The sequence below is a fragment of the Agromyces sp. CCNWLW213 genome (genome assembly GCF_037199545.1).
Lineage (GTDB): Bacteria > Actinomycetota > Actinomycetes > Actinomycetales > Microbacteriaceae > Agromyces.
Window position 1 is genome coordinate 345,042 of sequence record NZ_JBBBDX010000001.1, and the last position, 21,110, is coordinate 366,151.

At 66.1% G+C, this 21,110-nt stretch carries 19 protein-coding genes, 1 tRNA gene and 3 pseudogenes; 12 read left to right on the forward strand and 11 right to left on the reverse strand.

The genetic code is table 11. The features are described 5' to 3' along the window. Position 1 precedes the first annotated feature (1 nt). The 6 genes from WBQ80_RS01650 (at position 2) to WBQ80_RS01675 (ending at position 6,869) form a co-directional block, all read left to right on the forward strand. Positions 2 to 1,462: an SCO6880 family protein gene (locus WBQ80_RS01650; RefSeq protein WP_336570199.1), complete on the forward strand. Its 1,461-nt coding sequence runs from the start codon at positions 2 to 4 to the stop codon at positions 1,460 to 1,462. Positions 1,463 to 1,520: 58 nt separating this feature from the next. Next, complete coding sequence (locus WBQ80_RS01655; protein ID WP_336570198.1) at positions 1,521 to 1,958, forward strand: hypothetical protein; 438 nt, start codon at positions 1,521 to 1,523, stop codon at positions 1,956 to 1,958. After that, a complete protein-coding gene (locus tag WBQ80_RS01660) occupies positions 1,955 to 3,469 on the forward strand; it encodes an ATP-binding protein (RefSeq protein ID WP_336570197.1) in 1,515 nt (504 codons plus the stop codon). Before WBQ80_RS01655 ends, WBQ80_RS01660 begins: the two co-directional genes overlap by 4 nt. Then, positions 3,466 to 4,461, forward strand: a complete 996-nt coding sequence (gene dprA, locus WBQ80_RS01665) for a DNA-processing protein DprA (RefSeq protein WP_336570196.1) — start codon at positions 3,466 to 3,468, stop codon at positions 4,459 to 4,461. The genes WBQ80_RS01660 and dprA overlap by 4 nt, the downstream gene beginning before the upstream one ends. Positions 4,462 to 4,488: 27 nt before the next feature. Continuing rightward, positions 4,489 to 6,297 (forward strand): type IV secretory system conjugative DNA transfer family protein, encoded by a 1,809-nt coding sequence (locus WBQ80_RS01670; protein WP_336570195.1) that lies wholly within the window; start codon positions 4,489 to 4,491, stop codon positions 6,295 to 6,297. A gap of 296 nt (positions 6,298 to 6,593) precedes the next feature. Continuing rightward, positions 6,594 to 6,869 (forward strand): hypothetical protein, encoded by a 276-nt coding sequence (locus WBQ80_RS01675; protein WP_336570194.1) that lies wholly within the window; start codon positions 6,594 to 6,596, stop codon positions 6,867 to 6,869. 101 nt (positions 6,870 to 6,970) lie between these two features. Here the strand turns inward: WBQ80_RS01675 and WBQ80_RS17005 are convergent. After that, a pseudogene (locus WBQ80_RS17005) lies at positions 6,971 to 7,669 on the reverse strand (ankyrin repeat domain-containing protein); the annotation flags it as partial. On the opposite strand from WBQ80_RS17005, the gene WBQ80_RS01685 reads away from it, so the two are divergent. After that, complete coding sequence (locus tag WBQ80_RS01685) at positions 7,588 to 8,781, forward strand: protein kinase family protein (RefSeq protein ID WP_336570192.1); 1,194 nt, start codon at positions 7,588 to 7,590, stop codon at positions 8,779 to 8,781. The pseudogene WBQ80_RS17005 and the gene WBQ80_RS01685 overlap by 82 nt on opposite strands. Before the next feature lie 189 nt (positions 8,782 to 8,970). On the opposite strand, the gene WBQ80_RS01690 is transcribed toward WBQ80_RS01685, so the two are convergent. Both WBQ80_RS01690 and WBQ80_RS01695 read right to left on the reverse strand, forming a co-directional pair. Then, a complete protein-coding gene (locus WBQ80_RS01690) occupies positions 8,971 to 9,543 on the reverse strand; it encodes a DUF1643 domain-containing protein (protein WP_336570191.1) in 573 nt (190 codons plus the stop codon). An 8-nt stretch (positions 9,544 to 9,551) separates the two neighbouring features. After that, a complete protein-coding gene (locus tag WBQ80_RS01695; protein WP_336570190.1) occupies positions 9,552 to 10,022 on the reverse strand; it encodes a hypothetical protein in 471 nt (156 codons plus the stop codon). A gap of 343 nt (positions 10,023 to 10,365) precedes the next feature. Here WBQ80_RS01695 and WBQ80_RS01700 point away from each other — a divergent pair, with 343 nt between their 5' ends. The 5 genes and pseudogenes from WBQ80_RS01700 (at position 10,366) to WBQ80_RS01715 (ending at position 14,979) form a co-directional block, all read left to right on the forward strand. Then, on the forward strand, positions 10,366 to 10,818 hold the full coding sequence (locus tag WBQ80_RS01700; protein WP_336570189.1) for a single-stranded DNA-binding protein: 453 nt from the start codon (positions 10,366 to 10,368) through the stop codon (positions 10,816 to 10,818). Positions 10,819 to 10,825: 7 nt separating this feature from the next. Beyond that, positions 10,826 to 11,380 (forward strand): annotated as a pseudogene (locus WBQ80_RS01705) (hypothetical protein). Positions 11,381 to 11,795: 415 nt separating this feature from the next. Then, positions 11,796 to 13,379, forward strand: a complete 1,584-nt coding sequence (locus WBQ80_RS01710; protein ID WP_336570188.1) for a carbamoyltransferase family protein — start codon at positions 11,796 to 11,798, stop codon at positions 13,377 to 13,379. Continuing rightward, positions 13,376 to 14,095, forward strand: coding sequence for a DUF6071 family protein (locus tag WBQ80_RS17010; protein WP_442892651.1), 720 nt, complete (start codon positions 13,376 to 13,378; stop codon positions 14,093 to 14,095). The genes WBQ80_RS01710 and WBQ80_RS17010 overlap by 4 nt, the downstream gene beginning before the upstream one ends. Next, positions 14,092 to 14,979 (forward strand): glycosyltransferase, encoded by an 888-nt coding sequence (locus WBQ80_RS01715; RefSeq protein WP_337282445.1) that lies wholly within the window; start codon positions 14,092 to 14,094, stop codon positions 14,977 to 14,979. The genes WBQ80_RS17010 and WBQ80_RS01715 overlap by 4 nt, the downstream gene beginning before the upstream one ends. Here the strand turns inward: WBQ80_RS01715 and WBQ80_RS01720 are convergent. The 8 genes and pseudogenes from WBQ80_RS01720 to WBQ80_RS01755 form a co-directional block, all read right to left on the reverse strand. Continuing rightward, the gene (locus tag WBQ80_RS01720; protein ID WP_336570186.1) at positions 14,958 to 16,076 is read right to left on the reverse strand and encodes a polysaccharide pyruvyl transferase family protein; all 1,119 of its coding nucleotides are present in this window, start codon (positions 16,074 to 16,076) and stop codon (positions 14,958 to 14,960) included. The genes WBQ80_RS01715 and WBQ80_RS01720 overlap by 22 nt on opposite strands. Then, positions 16,073 to 17,110, reverse strand: coding sequence for a glycosyltransferase (locus tag WBQ80_RS01725; protein WP_336570185.1), 1,038 nt, complete (start codon positions 17,108 to 17,110; stop codon positions 16,073 to 16,075). The genes WBQ80_RS01720 and WBQ80_RS01725 overlap by 4 nt, the downstream gene beginning before the upstream one ends. A gap of 309 nt (positions 17,111 to 17,419) precedes the next feature. Continuing rightward, positions 17,420 to 17,860: pseudogene (locus WBQ80_RS01730) on the reverse strand (transposase); the annotation flags it as partial. A gap of 36 nt (positions 17,861 to 17,896) precedes the next feature. Beyond that, positions 17,897 to 19,138 carry a tyrosine-type recombinase/integrase gene (locus tag WBQ80_RS01735; RefSeq protein ID WP_336570184.1) on the reverse strand — a complete coding sequence of 414 codons (1,242 nt, stop codon included), beginning with the start codon at positions 19,136 to 19,138 and terminating at the stop codon, positions 17,897 to 17,899. 46 nt (positions 19,139 to 19,184) lie between these two features. Continuing rightward, positions 19,185 to 19,412, reverse strand: coding sequence for a helix-turn-helix transcriptional regulator (locus WBQ80_RS01740; protein ID WP_336570183.1), 228 nt, complete (start codon positions 19,410 to 19,412; stop codon positions 19,185 to 19,187). Positions 19,413 to 19,587: 175 nt separating this feature from the next. Continuing rightward, positions 19,588 to 19,663: transfer RNA gene (locus tag WBQ80_RS01745), tRNA-Ala, on the reverse strand. A gap of 77 nt (positions 19,664 to 19,740) precedes the next feature. Next, positions 19,741 to 20,148: a ribosome silencing factor gene (gene rsfS, locus WBQ80_RS01750; protein WP_336570182.1), complete on the reverse strand. Its 408-nt coding sequence runs from the start codon at positions 20,146 to 20,148 to the stop codon at positions 19,741 to 19,743. 34 nt (positions 20,149 to 20,182) lie between these two features. Beyond that, positions 20,183 to 21,103, reverse strand: a complete 921-nt coding sequence (locus WBQ80_RS01755; protein ID WP_336570181.1) for a hypothetical protein — start codon at positions 21,101 to 21,103, stop codon at positions 20,183 to 20,185. Between the last annotated feature and the right edge of the window lie 7 nt (positions 21,104 to 21,110).

Consider the following 21,110-nt stretch of genomic DNA (forward strand, 5'->3'; position numbering starts at 1 on the left):
CATGGACTCCGACACGAGCGCCGCCTACCAGCTCGCACCGGTCCAGTTCTCGAGGCTCACTCGCCGAGGCATCCTGCTCGGTCTCTCACTCCCCCAACTCGTCGCCCTGTCGATCGCCGTGCTCACCGTCGTCATCTCGCTGTACGGTGCCGGCGCATCTGGCATCGCCTGGACGAGCCCCATCTGGGCGACCGCAGCAGCCATCGCGGCGATCCCCATCGGCGGGCGAAAGATCGTCGAGTGGGTGCCGATCGTCAGCCGTTGGCTGTGGCGCGGCGCGCACGGGCAGCTCACCTATCGTCGGCGCATCGTGAAGCCTCGACCAGCCGGCACGCTCGCGCTCCCCGGCGACGCGGCACCGCTGCGCGAATGGAACGACCCCGAGTCGGGCGCGGTCATGATCCACGATCCGCACACCCAGACCCTCACCGCGATCGTCGCGGTGTCCCATCCGGCGTTCGCGCTGCTCGACCCCGGCGAACAGCATCGGCGCGTTGCCGGATGGGGCCGCGTGCTCGCCGGAACCTGCCGATCCGGTCGGATCGCGCGCCTCCAGGTGACCGAGCGCACGCTGCCCGACTCGGGCACCGGGCTCGCCGAATGGTGGGAGCGGCACGGCATCGAAGATGACAGCTGGGCGTCATCCACGTACCGCGACCTCATCGAGCGTGCCGGACCCGCCGGCGAACGTCACGCCACCACCATCAGCCTCTCCCTCGATCTCCAAGCTGCATCCCGACAGGTCCGTACGTCGGGCGGTGGGATGCGCGGCGCAGCGACAGTCCTCCGCCAGGAGATGACCGCGCTGACTGGTGCGCTCCGAGCGGCCGACCTGATCGTGGGCGGATGGCTCGCCGCCGACGAGCTCGCAAGCATCCTGCGCACCGCCTACGACCCTGCCGTCGGCGTCGAGCTCGACCGCCATCCCGCTGTCGGCCGATCACTGGACGCGGCCGGTCCGGTCGCCGTTGCCGAGAGCTGGGATCGGCTCCGCTCCGACAGCGCGTTCCACGCGGTGCTCTGGATCAGCGAGTGGCCACGATCGCAGGTCTACCCGGGGTTCCTTTCGCCGCTCGTGTTCACGAACGGCGTGCTCCGAACGGTCTCACTGCACTACCTCCCGGTCCGTGCCGATCAGGCAGCGAGGGACCTCCGCAAGAAGAAGACCGAGCTCATCAGCGACGCTCACCAGCGTCGCCGGATCGGGCAGATCGAGGATGCCGGCTCGAGCGCCGAGTACGAGGACGTGCTCCAGCAGGAGGCCGACCTCACCGCGGGCCACGGCGTGCTGCGAACGACCGGTCTGATCTGCGTCACGGCACCGACGATCGACGACCTCGACGCCGCGGTGTCCACGATTGAGCAGGCCGCGATCCAGGCGTCGTGTGAGGTCCGCCGCCTTGTCGGACAACAAGCGCAGGCATTCACTGCCGCCGCCCTGCCGCTCTGCCGAAGCGTGTAAGCCCGAGCACACCTTCTGTGCGAGCACCATCCGCGCGAACCATCCGATTGGAGTCATCATGTTCGACGACCGCTTGGACGCTCCCGCGTCCCGCTGGATCAGCGTCGTCTTCCTCCAGGACGAGGATGCCGGTGAGCTCCTGGCCATGCTCGACCGCGACGGGGAGACCGCCGCGATCGAGTACCTACGCCAGTGGGACTACGGCGATGAGACGACGGATGCCGCGCTCGTGAACGGGTACGTCTACGACCGCATCCCGGAGGGGTCGGCCGGTCGCACGATCGAGGATCCCGACTCTCCGTACGCGCTTACCTACAGCGAGCTCTACGGGTACGTCTCGCTCCTTCGCCGCTACGAGGCGTCGCCCGATGCGGCGCTGGTCCAGATGGAGGCGTCAGTCGAGACCTCCGCACCGTTCCGTGACACCGTTTCCCACCGCTGGGATGTCGACCCCGCCATGTCGGCGCACCGGTCCCGGCACTCGATCGCGCTGTGAACACCACCGAAGAGCGGCTGCACACCGCAGCGCTCACCGTGCCGCACGACGAGCGTCGCCGCGATCGGCGCGCGCGGAAGCGCTCCGCGTCCGAGATCGAAGCGGACGCGCGACGAGCGAAGACGCTCGAAACCCGCGCGCGCTGGGAGGCCGAGCGAAACGAAGCGCACGCGGCCGCGTACCTCCCAGCGGCCGGCGATGCCGGCCCGGCGCAGCTCAGGTCGCCCGGCCGGTTGAAGCTGCCGAAACATCAGGACACCTCGGCGACCCTCGCCGGGCACTACCCGTTCCTCGCCGAAGCCGGCCTCGGCTCGGCAGGGGTCTTCGTCGGCCAGGACCTCTACTCCGGCGGTTCGTTCGTGTACGACCCTTGGGTCCTGTACCAGCGCGGCATGATCACCGCACCGAACATCGTTCTCGCCGGGATCGTCGGGTCGGGGAAGTCGTCGCTCGCCAAGTCGCTCTACACCCGGTCCCTGCCGTTTGGCCGTCGCGTCTACGTGCCCGGCGATCCCAAGGGCGAGCACACCGCCGTCGCCGAGGCCGTCGGCGGCAGGGCGATCATCCTCGGTCATGGTCTGCGCAATCGGCTCAACCCGCTCGATGAAGGGCACCGCGCGGCATCCGCCTCTGATGCCGAGTGGGCTGCGCAACTCGCGTCCCGCCGTCGTGAGCTCATCGGCGCGCTCGCGGAGACCGTTCTCGATCGCGTGCTGAGTCCGCTCGAGCACACCGCGATCGATCTCGCGCTGGCTGACACGGTCCGGAGCGCCGAGGTGCCCATCCTCCCGATGGTCGTCGACCGCATCCTCGAGCCGAGCAGTGATGATGACCCGGATGGCCGTCTTGCCGAAGATGGACGCCTGGTCGGCCACGCGCTGCGCCGCCTCGTCGCCGGCGACCTCGCGGGGCTCTTCGACGGCCCATCAACCGTCAGGTTCGACCCATCGCTGCCAATGGTGTCGCTCGACCTCTCCCGAGTCGCGGAGAACTCGACGCTCATCTCGGTGTTGATGACGTGCTCGTCGGCGTGGATGGAATCAGCGCTTGCCGACCCGGCTGGCGGGCAGCGGTGGGTGATCTACGACGAGGCCTGGCGGCTCATGGCGTACCCTGCGTTGCTCCGGCGTATGGACGCGCAATGGCGGCTCGCCCGTCACTTCGGCATCGCGAACATGCTGGTCTTCCACAAGCTCAGCGACCTCGACAACGTCGGCGACTCCGGCTCCGCGATGCGCGCCCTCGCATCCTCACTCCTCGCGAACGCGGAAACCCGGATCGTGTACCGCCAGGAACCTGATCAGCTCGGTTCGACGGCGATCGCGCTCGGTCTCAGCGGGACCGAGCAGAAGCTCCTGCCCGCATTGGGCACGGGGCAAGGGCTGTGGCGAGTGAAGGAGCGCAGCTTCGTCGTCCAGCATCAACTGCACCCCGACGAGCTCGCCGCCTTCGACACGACGGCCCGGATGACCGCGAGCCGAGGGCGCTCGCACGAGGAGGCAACCCGATGACCGAGACAGCCGCCCTGGAGCGGGAAGCGCGTATGACGCTGGCCACCCTCTCAGAGCCGAACGACATCATCACGGGAACGCTCGTCGGCAGGGTCGGCGCCGCAGCGACCGTTGAGCTCGTCACGACAGCCGAACGACTTCCGAACGGCGTCGACCCCGCCGAGGGCGAGCTGTGGCGGCGGCGCCTCGCGCCACGACTCAACCCGGGGATGGTCGATCGGATACGCGCCGCCATGGAGCGCCACGACCTGCGCCTAATCACGCCCGAGGACCTCGACTGGCCCGGCGAACTCCAGCAACTCGGCGCGAGCGCACCGCTCGCACTCTGGCTCAAGGGCAACCCGAGCCTGCTCGCCTCACCACTGCCCGGCCGAGTCACCGTCGTCGGCGCCCGCGCCTCGACCGGGTACGGCGACCACGTCGCGACGGAACTCGTCTCGGGTCTCGCAGCGCAAGGGCGGGTGGTGGTCTCCGGCGGGACGTACGGCATCGATGGGGCGGCGCATCGAGCCGCGACCGCAACCTCCCCCGGATCCACCATCGCGGTGCTCGCGACTGGGCTCGATCGCGCCTACCCGGCCGGCCACGAGCAGCTCTTCGACCGCATCGCCGAGACCGGCGGACTGATCGTCAGTGAACTTCCGCCGGGCGCCGCGCCCACGCGATGGCGGTTTCAGCAGCGCAACCGGATTCTCGCGGTGCTGTCTGGTGCCACCGTCGTGGTCGAGGCCGGACACAAGTCCGCATCGCTCAACGTCGCCGGTCAAGCGCACTCGCTCGGTCGGCCTGTCGGTGCGGTCCCGGGTCCGGTGACGAGCGCTGCGAGCGCCGGTTGCCATCGGCTCATCCAGGAAGGCATCGCAAGCCTGGTGACCGATGCGCAGGATGTCACCGACCTGCTCGACTCCACGTCGGGATTCTCGGGCGACCGCATCTTCGCGTACTCCCCCACCCGGCGGTTCGATCGCGCCGGCCCTGGCCTGGTGCTCTGACCGTCGACGACGAATTGGAAGCCGTCGATGAGCTCTACACGGACCGGCACTCTCGGCGACGAGTTCGCGAATCTCGGCATCGCGATGCTGATTGGGGCGATCGGCATCGCCGTGCTGCTCCGGGTCGCCGGCACGATCACCGCCTGGGCCACCGGGCTCCCCCAGCCGGCCGGTGGGCCAGAGACCGGGCTCGCCGTGCTCCTGAACCCGGCCGATCCATCCGCTGCGCTCGACGCCCCCCGGCTGGATCCCGTCGCCTTCTGGCTCACCGCAGCCGTGCTCATCGCGACAGCGACGGCCGCAGCAACGTGGGTGTGGCGGATGCTTCGCAGCACGGCTCGCACCCACAAGCTCGCCCCCCATCGCATCGCCGGCATCGCCACCCGCGCCGAAGTGGCCCGCGCTGCCTCCCGCTCGGCACTGATGAAGCGCGCCGCCCACCTTCGCCCCTCCCTGACGGACGCACGCCCGACAGACGTCGGCTACGCGCTCGGCCACGCGCGTGGCAACACGGTATGGGCGAGCGTCGAGGACTCGATGCTCGTCATCGGCCCACCGCGTTCCGGCAAGGGCGCGCACATCGTCATCAACGCGATCCTCGACGCGCCCGGCCCGGTCGTGACGACGTCCACTCGACCCGACAACCTCACCGTCACCATCCGAGCCCGGCAACGAGTCGGTCCCGTGGCGGTGTTCGACCCACAGCAGCTCGCGGCGGGCGTCCCCGCCGGTCTGCGCTGGTCGCCGATCCGCGGCTGCCAGGACCCGCTCACCGCCATGATCCGCGCAACCGGGCTCGCCGCCGGAACCGGGCTCGCCGCCGGCGGCGTCGACGCGGGTGGGTTCTGGGAAGCCAAAACCCGCACCGCCCTCCAATCGCTGCTGCATGCCGCCGCGCTGGACCGCCGCCCACCCGCTGAGCTCTTCCGTTGGACCCTCGATCCGTCCGCCTCTCACGATGCCGTGTCGATCTTGCTGAGCAACCCGAACGCCGCGACCGGCTGGGGCGATTCCCTCCAGGCCATGCTCGAAGCCGACCCGCGGACGCGCGACTCTATCTGGCAGGGCGTGTCGCTCTCGCTCGGCGCCCTCGCCGATCCCCGCGTGCTCGAGGCCGTGTCCCCCGGCGACGGCGAAGACTTCGACCCCGAGCAGTTCCTCCGCAGCAACGGCACCCTGTACCTCCTCGCCACCGGCGCCGGCGCGAACAACTCCGCCGCCCTCGTCTCGGCGTTCGTCGAAGACCTCATCGAGACCGCCCGGCGGATGGCGGCCCGCAATGTCGGCGCTCGCCTCGACCCGCCGCTCCTGCTCGCGCTCGACGAGATCGGCAACCTCGCACCGCTGCCCTCGCTCCCGAGTCTGATGGCCGAAGGCGGCGGAACCGGCATCACGACGATGCCCGTCCTGCAGTCCTTGGCACAGGCCCGCACGAAGTGGAGCGACAACGCCGCCAACGCGATCTGGGACGCCTCCATCGTGAAGATAGTCCTCGGCGGAGCATCCAACTCTCGCGACCTGCAGGACCTCTCAACCCTCATCGGCGAGCGCGACGAAGCGACCGACGCCACCACCGTCGGCGACCGAGGATCCCGATCCTCGCAGCGCTCGATCCGGCGGGTCGCGACCATGCCGCCCGACACGATCCGAATGCTCCCCTTCGGAACTGGGCTCATCCTTCTTCGCGCCGCTCCCCCGGTGATCGCGACGTTGCGTATGTGGACGAGCCGAGCGGATGCCTCGGAGCTGCGAGCACATCGAACCGACATCGAGCGGCGCTTGCGGGTGCCACCATGCCCTGCGACAGCTGACCCGTCCTCGGTCGATGACAACTGAGTTCCCGGCGTCAGTTTTCGAATGTATGTTCGAAGCATGCGGTACTGGCAGCCGAAACTCCGGTCGTCCGACCCGGCAGCTGGCTGCAGTTCGACGGCAGCCGGCGCATTGCCGTCATCCACATCGTCAACGCCGGCTACCCGCCGAGACCGCTCCTCCGCGCCGACACGTGGGCAGCGGATGATATCGCGCGAGACTTCATCGGCTACTTCCCCATCGACGAGCTTCGCCTCTGCGCCGAGATGGTCTGGAGCCTCTACCAGGAATCGACCACCACCCCGCCGAAGGACAACACAATGAACACCACGCAGTCCGACCCCGGCCAGTGGCACCCGCTCCTTAATGCCGACGAGAATCGTCCGGGCTTCTGGACCCTGCGCGACGCGGACGGCCACGCCTACGGCGGCATCCGCATCACCCGCCAAGGTGCCGATGTGTACTACCTCGCCCAGTACCGAGGGAACCCGCTCGGCCGCTTCGACCGGCTCCGAACCGCGGTCGAGAACGTCCACGTCGCCCACGTCCGCGCGACGCAGCACCCCCGCGCGCCATTCGATCCCGGGTCCGTGTGAGTCGCCACGTCGTAGTTCGCGATCGAAGACGCAGCCGACCGCGGCGTCGCGCCGTGGTTGTTCTCCAATTCAGGATTCGCCCCATGATCGAGCAGGGCGCGGATGACGTCGCCGCGCCCATGCGAGCTGAACACGGCCACCCAGAGCGCGCCGTTACCGTGCCTGTCCTGAGCGTCGGGCGGTGCGCCGGCGACCAACAGGAGTTCGACCGCGCGCAGCGAATGGCTCTGAGCGGCGAAGTGCAGCGGTGTCCATCCGTTCGCGTCGGCGGAACCCGGATCAAATCCCTCCTCCAGGAGTGAACCGAGCGTCGCGAGGTCCCCATGGAGGGCGGCGTAATGGAGGGCAGTCCTCTGCAACCGGTCCGTCGTAGCCGCTGACACCGGTTCAGTATGTCGCGTCATGATCGCTGCAGGGCTCCGTACGCCCGCAGTCTTGTGCACACCGGAACGAACGCGCACGCGCGATCGCCGGAAGCATCGGCGGAGCCGTCGGCTTCGCGGCCGCGGGCACTCTGCTCCTCGGAACCCCACTCCATAGATCGCGACGATGGGCGTCGCGGTTCTGCTCGCTGCAGTTGGCTGCTCTCTAGCCTGCGTCGGCGCCGCGGTGCCGAGGTGGCGAACGTCCAGATGTGACCGGGCATTCGCGTCACTCCGCGCGCGTGTACCGGGCGTCGAGTGTCCGGCAGGCGTCGTAGCCTGAGAGGATCTCATCCTTGGCGGAAGGCGGCCCGGTGGCAAGCCCCTCAGAGTTCGCGCTGACTGATCTAAAGGAGAAGTACGCGAGCCAGGCGGCATCGCCCGCGTTCGCTCGGATCTATGACGATCCCGAGTTCGGCCACATGTTCGCCGTGCTCCACCAGCGCCTGAACCGGCACTTCGACGAGATCAACGGCCGAGCGAAGACCACGAAGCACTACTGGGCTGAGAACAGCCGCGAGATGCTCGGGCTGATCAAAGAGATCAACCAGGACCTCCACGACGCAGGGCGTGCCGGGGTCCAGGTGCAACTGGTCGATTCCTACCAGGCGGCGATCGAGCGGTGCGAACCGTGGCTTGCCCCGAGCGGCGGTAGCGCGGTGCCTGACGACTTCGAGCTGATCGACGTCATCAAGTACGAGTCGGTGTTCACGCGGCCGGCGGCCTCGGTAAAGCTGAAGAAGCAACAGACACCGGTCGAGCTGAAGATGGTCGGCGAAGGCTCCTACGGCACCGTGCACTCGTACGTCGATCCCGACTACGGAATCAAATTCGCAGTGAAGCGCGCAAAGCGCGGAATCGACGAGCGCGACCTCGTCCGCTTCAAGCAAGAGTTCGAGGTGATGAAAGGGCTGAGCTTCCCGTACGTCGTGCAGGTCTACAAGTACGACGACGAGCAGAACGAGTACCGCATGGAGTTCTGCGACGAGACGCTGCGCTCGTTCATCGCGAAGCGCAACGGCAAGCTGTTATTCGCATCTCGGAAGCGGATCGCATTGCAGTTCCTCTACGGGCTCAACTACCTGCACACGAAGGGCTACTTGCACCGCGACATCAGCCTGCAGAACGTGTTGCTGAAAGTCTTCGACGACGGGGCCGTTCTGGTCAAGCTCAGCGACTTTGGGCTCGTGAAGGACAAGACGTCACAGTTCACCCGCACTCAGACCGAGATGCGTGGAACCATCCGCGACCCGCTCCTCGACAACTTCAAGAACTACGACGTCGCCAACGAGATGTACTCGATCGGCTGGGTTCTCTCCTACATCTTCACCGGGAAGGAGTCGCTGAGTTCGGTCGGCGACGAGGTGAGCCGGATCGTTCAGAAGTGCGCCGCCCACGATCTGTCGGCCCGCTACCCGAACGTCCTGGAGCTGATCGCCGACGTTGAGCACCTCGACGCGAAGCCGACAGCGTCGCAGCCTCCTGCCTAGCGGAATATGATCTCCGGGGACCGGCGACCTCTCGTGCATCCCTCACCGCGACCACGGATTTGGTCGGCGGGGCCAGAGGCTCCCGACGTGAGCGCTGATGCGACGCGACCTGAAACGACGAGTCGGCGGAAGGTGTCGGTCCCGGTTCTCGCGGTATGCGTTCTCGACGCGGAGGACTGATCCGTCGCTCTACGGCTTTCGCTGGGCCCGCTTTGCGCGGGCCTCAGCTCGTGCTCTGAGGAGCTCCAGATACTCGTCCATGTCGAATGTCTGCAGGGGCCACTTGTAGCCGGCTCGAGATGGGTGGCGCGGGTGTCCGCTCTGGAGGAAATCGCCGATCGACACCCAGTCGCAGCCCGAGGCGCTGGTTACGGACACGATGCCTTCGAGCATCGGCAGCAGGTACGGCCGCGTGTCGATCAGCTCGCCCCATGCGGCGAGTAGCGTGAGCCGGCGGCCATCGATGAACTCAGCGATGCGTTGCTCGTTCTCGGCCTTGAGTTCAGGGTTGTGGTCGTCGTGGATCTCGCTCGCGTCGGTTGCTCGCTGCGGGTATAAGTTCAGCATCACCCAGCTGTCGAATCCGTTGCGGGCCGCGAACTGTTTCACCTTGGTCACGGTGAGGTCAAGCGCCCCGGGCGCCGCGGTGCTGGGGTTCACCCCGACGCACACGAGCGGGTTGCCTCCCTCGGTGCCCAGCAGGAAGCGCGCTGTGTCGTGCGGGGTGGTCGCGTAGATCGTCTCGGCCGGCGGCTGCATCATCGTGGGCACTACTCGGCGCCGCCGGTGACGACGGTGACCACGCCGCCGCGGGGCACTGTGATGGTCGCGATGTTATCGGAGTCGACCGTGAGGGTGTAGCCCGCGACGACGGCGCGACGGATGCCATCTTCGATGAGCTCGACGGGAGCAGAGCCCGTGCGGACGATCTCGGTTTCGATGTAGCGGGTGGGGCGAGCCTGCCCGCGCTTCCAGGCCGGGACGGGGCTCTGCTGGCCGATGAGGTGCTCGAACTCGGCGGATTCGTTGCCCTCGAAGGTGACTCGGTCGTCTTCGCGGCTGTGGCCGGTGATGTCGTAGGCCGAGACGACCTTGTCCTGGTAGACACCGAGGATGACGTCACCGAACCGCTCGATCGCCTCGTCGGTCACGCCGGCCCAGGCGCCGAGGGTGACGTCGTTGAGGTCCGCCGTCCCGAGTTGCACGAGGGGATAGCTGCGCTTCAGGTTGACAACAATCATGTTCCATCCTTCTTTGGTTTTAGTAGTACCTACTTGAAACATAATCCACTCCCATGCTCTCGGTCAAGTAGGTATGTACTTCAGATTTAGATCCTGCTTCTTCGCTGCATGCGCGCGGGCCCGATAGCCGGTCCCGAACTGCACAGTTGGCCTCGCATCAACCGCTCAATGATTGGCACGCCCCTGGGATCTCAATTGACGTGCCGGCACGGGCGTTCGATGAAGGCGCCGCATTCGCACACGACCCGACAGGGCGCCCTCGAATCCACGGCCGTGACGCTGGCGGCACACCTGTTTCGCGAGCGGACCAGGTGGTCGCTCGAGAAACTGGAGGTTGCGTCCCATGGCTCTTCACACGCAGCAGTCGCTTTCCGGGTTCATCGCCTCGGATCCGCAGCAGTCCATCACCGAGAACGGCGACACCCGCTTCTACGTCCGCATCGGCCAGCCGCACTTCCGCCGCGAAGACGACGGTACGTTCAGCGAGCTTGAGCCGAGCTTCCACGACCTCGTGACCTACCGGGCCACCGCGGAGCGCGCCCTCGCCCGGTTCGCGAAGGGTGACAGCTTCGTCGCCGAGGGCTACGTCCGAACGTTCGAGGTCGAGCGCGATGGCGCCATCGTCGAGCGCGAGGAGTTCGTCGCCAAGAAGATCGGCCACGACCTCGCCCGGACCAACTACGACGTCGACCGCTCCCGCCGGGCCGGACCGACAATCGAGCACGCCGCACCCGACGCGCTCGCGGCCCGTCGGCCCGCGCTCGTGCGGGACGACCATTCCAGCCTCGGGCTGTGAGCCGAACATGACGGATGCCTCCAGCCACTGGCAGGTCGACGACGACGCCCTCGGAGCCGACGCGTTCGACGACCTCGACGGACCGCTGACCCCGGAACCGCCGCACCCGATCAACTGGAACCTGCTCACGGCCGAGGAAGCCGAGATCGAGTGGATGGAGCTCAACCGCTGAGTCAATTGGCTCCGCCGGACCTACGGCCTACCAGCGTCCGTCGTACCACCGTTCTGGCACCGCCACCCAGAACTCGTCTGGGAACTCTCCGCGCTCCACCTCCACTGGCTCAGCGCCTACGACCCCGACCAGCACGGCTCGGCCCCCTTCGGCTGGCACCGCGACTTCGCCGACGCACGTCAGCGCCTCCACGACTGGGTCGCGATCTCGGGAACGCGGCTCGACCGCGACCGGCCAACGCGACAAACCGCGTGGCCTGGCGAGGTCACCGCGGATGCCATCGAAGACGTTGCCATCGCTGATCGTGACGCAGACTTTGCGAAGAGCGTCATGGAGGACGTGGAACGCCGACGCAGGTCCGAAACGGGTTCCGACTCGGTTCGCACGTAGCGAGAACCGAAGCGCTGAATCCCCGTGACTGCCACCACGAGACAATCGCCCAATTGCAGAAGAGACCCCTGAACGAGCGGATTCATCGGGCGGGTTTCCAGACACCGGGACGATCGAGGCTGTTCTAGCGTCCTCCTTGAGGATGAACGTCCTACAATCGACCGCCGTCCGTGCGCAAATGCGAACGCTCAGGTGATGCGCAGTCAAGTGGCACCCTGTCAACCTCCGCTCCACGCAGCGCCCGGATCGAGCGACTGTTGAAGCGCAACCTCCGTTCACCCGCATCGGGCGCGCCGGATGAGGCCAGGTCGGATCTGAACCAATACGCTCGTCTCACCGCGCATACGTGTCAGCCGTCAACGGGAACGCTGGTCCCCGGGTGAGGAGGAGATGTGGTTCGTCGACTCATAGAGTCATGGCGTCGTCGCCGTCGCTTGCGCGCACTTCGTCGCAAGGACCCGTTCCTTTACAAGTAGCTCCATCGGACCAAATTGAGAACCGAGGACAGAACGGCGGACGGACTTTGATATCTTGGGGCATTTCGGCGCTCTCCCATGACGCGGCGCTCGCCGTCTTCGAGGGCAAAGCTTTGAGATTCGCGGCGCACAGCGAAAGGTACTCACGCCGGAAGAACGAGGCGCTTCTTCATCCGGACCTCCTCAGTGAGGCCCTGACCTTCGGGCAACCCGAGGCGCTCTTCTGGTACGAGCGTCCATTGCGCAAAAAGATGCGGCAGGTGCGCGCCGGCCAGATCCGTGACGCTCTGGCTCTGAGTGATCTGCCCTCGCGGTATCTGAGACGTCTAGACGTCGATTGGGGCGGCACCTCGATCGAGCAATACTCAAGCCATCACGATAGTCATGCGGCTGCCGGGGTTTACACGAGCGGGTTCTCCAATGCGGCGGTAATCACCGCGGATTCGATCGGTGAGTTCGCGACATTTACCGTGAGCGCATTTGATGCCGCTTCCGGCCTCCGCCGCCTGAGCACCGTCGACTACCCACATAGCCTCGGCCTGCTATACAGCGCGTTCACCCGGCGCTGCGGATTCAGGCCGAACGAGGACGAGTACGTGGTCATGGGTATGGCGTCGGCTGGCGAGCCCATCTGGGTGCAGGATATCTTCGACGACTTCGTCGAACTCCGCGACTCTGGATTTCGTATCAAGGCCAATGTGCATCGTGGGATCGGGGCGTGGAAGCCCGACGCGAGAGTCGAGGATCTCGCTGCCAGCATCCAGCGTGTGACGGAGATCGCGCTCGTCCGGATCGCCAAGTGGGCGCAGGTCCAGACCAGATCGTCCAATCTCGTGCTTGCGGGAGGCGTGGCACTTAACTGTGTCGCCAATTCCTTAATTGCTGCAGAATGTGGCTTCGACGATGTTTGGATTTTTCCGAATCCCGGAGACGCGGGCTCGAGCGTTGGAGCGGTCGCAGCCGTGCTGCAGACGCCTCTCGAGTTCCCAGGGCCGTATCTGGGAACGGACATCGGCGGGGACTACCCCGTCGAGGGCCTGATGACGGAGCTACTGCGAGAAGGAATCGTGGGGGTGGCGAACGGGCGAGCGGAGTTCGGCCCCCGCGCCCTGGGAAATCGTTCGATCCTCGCGGACCCTCGACCGGCGACCATGAAGGACCGTGTCAACGGGGTCAAGGGGCGAGAACCGTTTCGTCCATTCGCCCCGGTAATCAGGGAAGACCGCGTCCAGGAGAATTTCGAGCTTCCGGTTCGTTCATCGCCGTACATGCAGTTCACCGGCAAGACACTCCGACCAAGCGAACTACCGGCCGTGACGCATTTCGATGGTAGTAGCCGCGTTCAAACCGTGTCGGAACTGCAGCATCCCGGCCTTTACGCGCTCTTGGGAGAGTGGGAGCGCGCGACCGGCTGTCCCGTACTGTTGAACACCAGCTTGAATGGTCGGAGTCAACCGTTGGTCAACACGCGCCAGGACGCAGAGCGATTCGAACAGGCCACCGGGTTGAGAGTGCTCACGTGAGGCCTCGGTACCTCGTCACAAACGGATGCAGCTGTACGCGCGGTGAGGAATTGACGGACCCTGAATCGCAGGCCTGGCCGTACCTTCTAGCCAAACTGGTTGATGCCAAGCCAGTCAACCTTGCGATGGATGGAGCATCCAACCGGCGGATAGTGCGAAGCTCGATCCAGCTGCTTCCGCGTCTGTTGACGCAACTCGACTGCGATCCGGCCGACCTGTTAGTGCTCACATGCTGGACCGAACTCTCCCGCCACGAGTACTACTCGCAGGAGGAGGAGCCGGAAAGTCGCGGACATCCCGATGTGTCGGATCGAGACGAGGGATGGCATCGGATTGGCATCTGGCGGTATAGAGCGCGTCATCGCCCCAGCCGAGCGTTCTACCGCCACCTCTGGACCGAGCAGGGACAAGCGGTGAACTTCTGCACCGATTGGATAGCACTCGACGCCTACCTCCAAAGGCTCGGGGTGAGCCGTCGCTACCTTTTCGCCTTTCCTCCGCCACAGCTCTCCTCACCCGTCCTGCAGCCGTTCGTATCCCAGCTTCCACTGAAGGACGTCCTCGGCGTAGGTGCTAATGGTCAGGCGATGGCCTTCATTGATCTCGTGGATCACCTTCCAAAAGGTAAGGGCGGGCACCCACTCGCGGAGGGTCACAAGTGGTACGCGGAGGCGGTCGCCGGCTGGCTGGACGTGCGGTGCCAGTTCCCGAGGTGAGCGTCATAATTCCAGTTCGCAAGGCCGACGTACGCCTGCTTCAGCAACTGCAGGCTCTCTGCTGCCAGTCGGACGCTCCCGTGTTCGACGTCGTCGTGGTCGCAAATGGTGACTATGACGGGATCGCGGACCTCGTGCGAAGCGCGACTCGCGAGGGCGTGCGGATGCGGGTTGTAGACGGAAGTCAAAGGAGAGGCGTGTCGTATGCGCGGAATGTGGGAGCTGCGCATGCGAGAGGAGCCATATTGCTCTTCTGCGATGGAGATGACGTCGTAGATTCGAAATGGGTCTCCGAGATGAACCGCGCTCTGAAGGATCATGCGGTCGTGAGTGGCGCGCTGGACCTAAAGCGATTGAACCGTGTCGCAGTGCGCGCCTGGTCGGTCGAATCCCCGGGCGCGGCGTTGCCACGATCAATGGGGTATCTGCCGTACGCAGTGGGCGCCAATATGGGCGTCCGAGCAGAGGCATACAGAGTCCTCGCTGGTTGCGACGAGTCATACATAGGCGGTCACGAAGAGGTGGATTTCGCGTGGCGCGCGCAAGAGGCCGGATACTCGATCGGATTCGCGAAAGATGCTGTCGTGCACTACCGACTGCGGCCGACAATGCGGGCCCTCTTCCGCCAGCGATATAACTCCGGACGCACCTACTCGCAACTCTACGCCAATTATCGATCCCGGATCGCGCTTCGAACGTCGCCTGCGCGGGAGGCGCAGATTTGGCTGGAGGTTATTCGTCGCCTTGCCCGTGCGCGCGACGCAGTTGATCTCGGGCGCGTCGTCCGGATGGCCGGATGGCATCTTGGCCGGTTAGTCGGGGGCGTCCGCTACTTCGCGATGGGTCCTGATGACTCAGGGCTTCAACTGCGAGAGGAGGCGTGAGCCAGCGCAGAGCTGAGAAAGGAGACTGACCTCGCTTGTTCCCGTTCCAGCACCACGCGAACCGCGAGCCAGTCAACTTCCTTCACAGGGAGCTCGCTTCCCTCGATGTACCTATTCTCGATGCCGAGCAACTCCAGGAGCGACTTTGCTCGTTCTCCGTATCGGGGAGGCGCGATTGACACAAATGGCCGTTCGAAGACAACGGAGAACACGGTCCCGTGGAAGGAGCTGGTTACCACATAGGTCGCGTTGCGGAACAAGGCGAGGAACTGCCTAGGGGACGAGTAGCTGAACAACCTGTCCACCTGGTCCGCACGATGATACCGGCCACTGTTCGCCGTGACCTGCCATACAGCGCAGCCGAGCTCGTCGGCCAGGGACCTAGCCGCCGCCCCCAATTGATCCCCCCGTTCCTCTTCGACGCTGTAGATCAGTACATAGGCTTCCTCCCACGCGCCGTCCGTGAGCTCGCTCCACTCGGCCAAGCCAAGAAGCAGGGTCGGGTCTAGCACGCGCGATGCAGACAAACCTAGTGCTTCAGCAAGAGCGACGCCGCTGGGCTCCCGGATTCCCAGCGCCGCGTAGTTGCGCAACAGTTGCCGGGTAGGCTCCACCTGATCGGGAGGCAACACTTCAACTCCGAAACTCGCCCCGAAAGAGATGCGACCAATCGACGCGGGTCCGAAATCCAGGTAGAACGCACGCTCGATCCCTTGGTTGTACTCGGGGTTCCACACCTGGTCGCTGCCCGTTACGTAGACATCGGCCTTCGGCGGATCGCGACGCAAGGCGTCAACCCCGACGAAGCGTTGGGGCGAGATGCCACAGAGCATGTCGAAGAACTCACCAAACCCGCGACGCTCGGCTACCGCGAATTCAACGGCGCGTATTGCGGCGTTCACCATCTTCGCTGACCACCACCGACCACGCTCGCTCCTGACCTGTCGAAGGAAACCTCGCAGCCCCGCGTGCGTTGGCCGGGTGTAGTCGAGCAACTCGACGTGCCCATAGCTTTGAAGAACACGCTTGAGGGCATACGCCTGCAACACCGAGCCGAAGTTAGTCTCCCTGTGAAGGGTAATGAGAGCGATTCTCAAGAGCGAGATCCTGTCTTCATTGCGACCGACCACGCCGACGCCATTCGCGCAGCGGAGTCCTGCCAGGTCGTAAGCGTCGTCGCGGCCGCGAGAGTCAGGCGAGAAAGATGCTCGCGGCGGGCCGGGTCGTACAGAAGCTGCGCGATCTGCCTCGCGAAGTGATCGTCGGTCTCTGCGATGCTCACGCATTCCTGGACCGCTGCCTCGTAGCCTCGAAGCGAAAGCTGGTTGGTGACGATCACGCTCCCCGACCGGATCGCCTCGGCCATCTTGACCATGACCCCCGACCCAGAAGAGATGGGTGCCACGAACACATCCGCGCGAGCAAACTCCTCGTGCATCGATGGGACCTCCCCGATTAGATCCACGCGGGTCGAAGCTGCAGCGAGCTGTCGGAGTGGCTCGTTGATTCCCGCGCCCACCATCCGCAGGCGAGCGGTTGGGTGTCTGGTGACCACGCGCGGCCAGATCTCGGACAGTAGCCGCTCAGCTCCCTGGCGGCTTGGACTCCAGCCGAAGTTGCCCACGAAGAGCACCTCAGGCTCTTCTGAGCGCTCCCTGGCCCGATCGACCCGGGGCATGTGATCGGTTCCATTGGGAACTGCTATGAAGCTCAATTCTGGTTCGAGTTGCCGCATCGCCAGTGCGTCTGCTACGGATACGGTTCCCACGAGACTTGCGCGGCGCCATGCGGCCCGCTCCAGTTCGAGGACACGCCTCCAGCCAACCCTCCGTGAGTCGACGCCTCCTTGTTGCCGGACTATGGCGAACTCCACATTCTCTTCGCAGAGAAAGATCGGGGTCGCGCTGGTCGGAGGGACGAGATGGATTAAGAAGTAGCCCTCGACGTGTACAAGATCGAAATCGGCCACAACGTCCTCTACGAATACGGCCGCCTCGCCGCTCGAGTGATCTGCCACGCGGGCCGGGGCGAACTCAGACTGGCATTGCCGGGCCTCGAAAACTCGAACTGACTCGCATACGTCCAGCGTGAGGCCTATGTTTCCGACGTCTCGAACGAACTCGTTGGTCACGGCAACAAGATGAACTTCGAACTGAGAGGCAAGGCGCTTGAGGAGATTCGCTTCGCGCACTTGCCCGCCGCTGTGCGCGGGAAGCGGCAGTTGGTTGGTGATGTAAAGGACGCGCGGTCGGCGTGCAGCGACCGACGCTGGCAGCACCGCTCCCGCGCATGCGTCGCCATGATCGCGGGAGATACCAAGATCCACACTGAAGCTTCGCATGAACACACGCGGGCAATCTGACACTAAGCGTCCAGTGCGCTCGCGTGTCGCGCTTGGGCCGCCTTCGGGTCTGCTGCACGAATAGGTGACAGTTCGTAGTCACGCAGCCAGTGCGGCTGGCGTGTTCATGATGGTCTCGAATTCGACGTGGGTGAAACGTCCGAGTGGCGGCCTCGCGTCGGCGGCGGTGGTACGTGCGTTCGATCCAGGTCGCGGTCGAGATCCGCAGTTCACCGCGGGTAATCAAGGAGCGGCGGTTGAGCAGATCCTTCTGCAGCAGGGAGAAAGAGATCGGACCATGCGGTGACGGGTCAGGGCGCGTTGGGCCTTCCGGCTTCGAAATTGACCGATCCGCGATCGCTGTGGACCACGCAGCCGGCGACATCGCCGCGCGTCGCGACGGCGGTATTCAGCGCACTGACGGGCCAGGATCGACTCCATTCTGGAGTCGATCGAGTAGCCGACGAACTTGTTGGCGAAGACGTCTTTGGCCGCACAGCGGTAGAGCTTGCCCTCACCGGTACGGTGCTCGGTGATGTTGCCAGGCACATTGCGACCACGACGATCCGCTCACCGTTATGCCTCTCGAGCGTCCTGATGGTGGCCATCGCGGCGGGCACTCAAGGCGATCAGCGCACGGTGCCGCTGCGGGGCCTGCTGCAGCACACCAAGGACGGTCGACGTGTCCGGCGCCAGCACCGCACGCTTCGCGTAGTACTGCTCGGTCACGCGGGATCGCTTGTGCCCGGCGAACTGCGCGGCCCCTTCGATGCCCAGGGCATCCGCCACTGCAGTCACGGCGGACTTGCGGAGCGCGTGCGGCACGAGCTCCTGCTCGAGGCCGGCCCATTCCCGAACCCTCCGCAGTGCTCGGTGGACATCCTGTGTGCCGTTCGGTGCTCCCGTCCGCGTGTGGAAGACGAACTCGTTCCCACCGCCGGCGAGCCAGCGGCGCCGGAGCATCGGCACGAGCTCGACGGGAATCGTGACGACTCGCCAGCCGGCGTCGGACTTCAGATAGTCCTCGTACCGCTTCGCCTGCCCCTTCGAGTCGACGATCTTGCCGGCGATCGTCACCTGCGGCGGCGTCGCGTCGAGGTCGACGAACTGCCACTTGAGCCCCACTGCTTCGCTGACCCGAGCGCCGGTCGCCAGGATCAGATCGACGACATCGCCCAACAGGTCCGACGGCCTCGGTCCCATCCGATCCTCGCGATCCTGGAAGTCGCGGATGATCGAGCGGAATTCGCTCAACTGCATCGCGTCCGGCGCGTAGATCGGCTTCGGCCGACGCTTGACGCTCTTCACCTCCCGCGCCGGATTCGCGAGCATGAGGTCGTTCATGACGGCGTACGAGCAGATCTGGCTGATCAACACCTTGCAGGTGTCGGCCTGCCGCGGCGTGTCGGCGTAGATCTCCTTGTACACGCGCAGCACCGTGGTCGCCTTGATCTCGCGAAGCGTGAGCGCACCCATCAGCGGCGAGAGCTTCTTCTCGATCAGCCTGAGGTTCTCATGCCGCGTGGTGTCGCGTTGATCGCCGGTGAAGGCCATGTGCTCCATGTACTCGCGGGCGAGGTCGGTGAACGGCGAGTCCGGCGTCAGCCCGCCGGGCGGCACACGGACGGCGTCGTACTCCTCGCGAACGAGCTCGAGGAGGGTCCTGCGCGCCTGCGCCTTGGACGCGGCCCGCGTGCGAAGCCGGCCGTGGGTCCCGTCGAGGCGCCGGAATCGGATAGTGGCGTGCACCCGCCCGTCCGGCAGCTGCTGATACGAGATCTCACCGTGCGATCCGGGCTCCAGTTTGCGTCGTGCCATGGTGTTCGTCCTCTGCTGGAGCAGAGCAGACGTCCCGTCAACGCCGTCACCGTCGGTCCGTCCGATCCTTCAGCCAGGCCGCGACGTTCTCGCGGCTGTACCTGAGGTGCTTGCCGAGCTTCGTGGCCTTCGGGCCCACGCCCTCGAGCCGCCAGTGGTAGATCGTCTCCCTGGACAGCTGGAGGTACTGCGCGAGCTCGTCGACGCTGAGGTAGTCGCCGAGGTTCTCGACGAATCGGTAGGCCGGAATGTTGGGTTGCGGTGATCTGCTCATACTCCGTAGGAGTGCGCGTCACACCTTGATGCCGACCGTCAGTGGTATCCGGATGTGGATGCCTGTGGAAGCCGTCCGCCGAAACCAAAAGAGCCCCAAAAGGGCCTCAATGGCCCTTCACAGGCCCCTCCGCAACGAAGAAACCCCTGAGAATCTTGCGATTCATCAGGGGTTTTGGTGGATCTGAGGGGACTCGAACCCCTGACCCCCTGCATGCCATGCAGGTGCGCTACCAGCTGCGCCACAGACCCGTTCGGGATGCCACCCCGTGCGGGGCAACGGATTCAGCGTACACCAGCCCCGGCCTCGAAATGAAATCGAGCGGGCCTCACGCGTGGGGTCCCGCGGCCCCTCCCGTCGACGTGTCGTGACGCTCCAGCAGCGGCGCCACGGCGATAGCCGGGCAGTCGCGCCAGAGCCGCTCGAGTCCGTAGTACAGGCGCTCCTCCTGGTGGAAGACGTGTACGACGAGGTCGCCGAAATCGAGGAGAGCCCATCGGCCGCCGTCGCGTCCCTCGCGCCGCGCGACGTCCTGTCCGGCGTCGCGGACGGACTCCACGACGGCGTCCGCGATCGCCACGACGTTGCGCTCGGAGCTGCCGCTGACGAGCAGGAACACGTCGGCGAACGGCAGCGGCTCGGACACGTCCAGTGCGACCAGGTCCTCGCCTCCCTTGGCGTCGGCGGCGCGCGCGGCGACGGCGAGCAGGCGATGTGCGTGGTCGGATGCGGTCATGTACTCGACTTCCTGGTTGCGTTCACGATCGTCTCTAGAAGAGTCCCGCGACTGCGCCGACCACCAGCGTGGCGACGACGCCGAGCGCGAGGACGCCGGCCGTGACGGCCAGCACGAGCGGCACGTTCATGCCCTCCTTCGAGGGCGGTGCGACCATGGCCCGGTTCTGCCCCTGCGTGCTGATGGCACGCGTGGCCGACACGGGAGCGACCCCCGGTCCGGCGACGTCCTCGACGTTGTTCTCGAACATCCGGTCGACATCGGCGGAGTCGATCTGGCTGGGGTGCACGCCCGTCGCGCCGTAGCTGCGCGGGAGGTCGATCGAGCCCGTGACCAGGATCTCGCCGCTGGGGGCGAGCGGGGTGCCGAGCGCCCCCTGATCGGGGAGCGTGGGCAGGATCAGCGCGTTCGTCGTCGTCGGGACGCCTCTCGGCGAGCCGCCCCGCGAGAGCAGCTGGTCGTACGGCTCCTCGCGGTCGTCGGGCAGGTTGAGCTGCGAGGTCCAGTGCCCGATCGGCTTGGGCGCGACGACCGGCTCGTCGAGTCCGGCATCGACCGTCGTGTGCGGCGCGGCCGCACGGGTCGGCGCATGCTGCTGCGGGGGCCGATGGGGGGCCGGCTGCCGCGGATCGGGGCGCTGCCCCGCGCCGGCGGGCGGACGCTGCTGCGCTGCCGGCGCGCGCTGGGGGCCGGGCCGCTGAGGTTCGTCGAGCTCGTCGTCGCCCTCGAAGCCGTCGGCGGCGTGCGCATCGAGCATCGCCCGCAGTTCGCGCCGCGTGAGCGTGCGCTCGGGCGTGTTGAGCTGCGACGGCGCAGGATGGGGCGCGGCGGTGCGGACGTCGGGCTGCGCGGGTCGCTGCTGCGGCGGCCGCTGCCCGGTCGGCGTGGGCATCGCGCCCGAGGTGGTCGCGCCTCGGGGCGGCCCCTGCGGCGGGATGCCGCCTGAGGTCGTCATGCCCCGG

Bases quoted from the DNA above. Each gene is read 5' to 3' on its own strand.
- WBQ80_RS01650 (WP_336570199.1), top strand. From the start codon at position 2: ATGGACTCCGACACGAGCGCCGCCTACCAGCTCGCACCGGTCCAGTTC.
- WBQ80_RS01655 (WP_336570198.1), top strand. From the start codon at position 1,521: ATGTTCGACGACCGCTTGGACGCTCCCGCGTCCCGCTGGATCAGCGTC.
- dprA (WP_336570196.1), top strand. From the start codon at position 3,466: ATGACCGAGACAGCCGCCCTGGAGCGGGAAGCGCGTATGACGCTGGCC.
- WBQ80_RS01670 (WP_336570195.1), top strand. From the start codon at position 4,489: ATGAGCTCTACACGGACCGGCACTCTCGGCGACGAGTTCGCGAATCTC.
- WBQ80_RS01675 (WP_336570194.1), top strand. From the start codon at position 6,594: ATGAACACCACGCAGTCCGACCCCGGCCAGTGGCACCCGCTCCTTAAT.
- WBQ80_RS01690 (WP_336570191.1), bottom strand. From the start codon at position 9,543: ATGATGCAGCCGCCGGCCGAGACGATCTACGCGACCACCCCGCACGAC.
- WBQ80_RS01695 (WP_336570190.1), bottom strand. From the start codon at position 10,022: ATGATTGTTGTCAACCTGAAGCGCAGCTATCCCCTCGTGCAACTCGGG.
- WBQ80_RS01700 (WP_336570189.1), top strand. From the start codon at position 10,366: ATGGCTCTTCACACGCAGCAGTCGCTTTCCGGGTTCATCGCCTCGGAT.
- WBQ80_RS01710 (WP_336570188.1), top strand. From the start codon at position 11,796: ATGGCGTCGTCGCCGTCGCTTGCGCGCACTTCGTCGCAAGGACCCGTT.
- WBQ80_RS01735 (WP_336570184.1), bottom strand. From the start codon at position 19,138: ATGGCACGACGCAAACTGGAGCCCGGATCGCACGGTGAGATCTCGTAT.
- WBQ80_RS01740 (WP_336570183.1), bottom strand. From the start codon at position 19,412: ATGAGCAGATCACCGCAACCCAACATTCCGGCCTACCGATTCGTCGAG.
- rsfS (WP_336570182.1), bottom strand. From the start codon at position 20,148: ATGACCGCATCCGACCACGCACATCGCCTGCTCGCCGTCGCCGCGCGC.
- WBQ80_RS01755 (WP_336570181.1), bottom strand. From the start codon at position 21,103: ATGACGACCTCAGGCGGCATCCCGCCGCAGGGGCCGCCCCGAGGCGCG.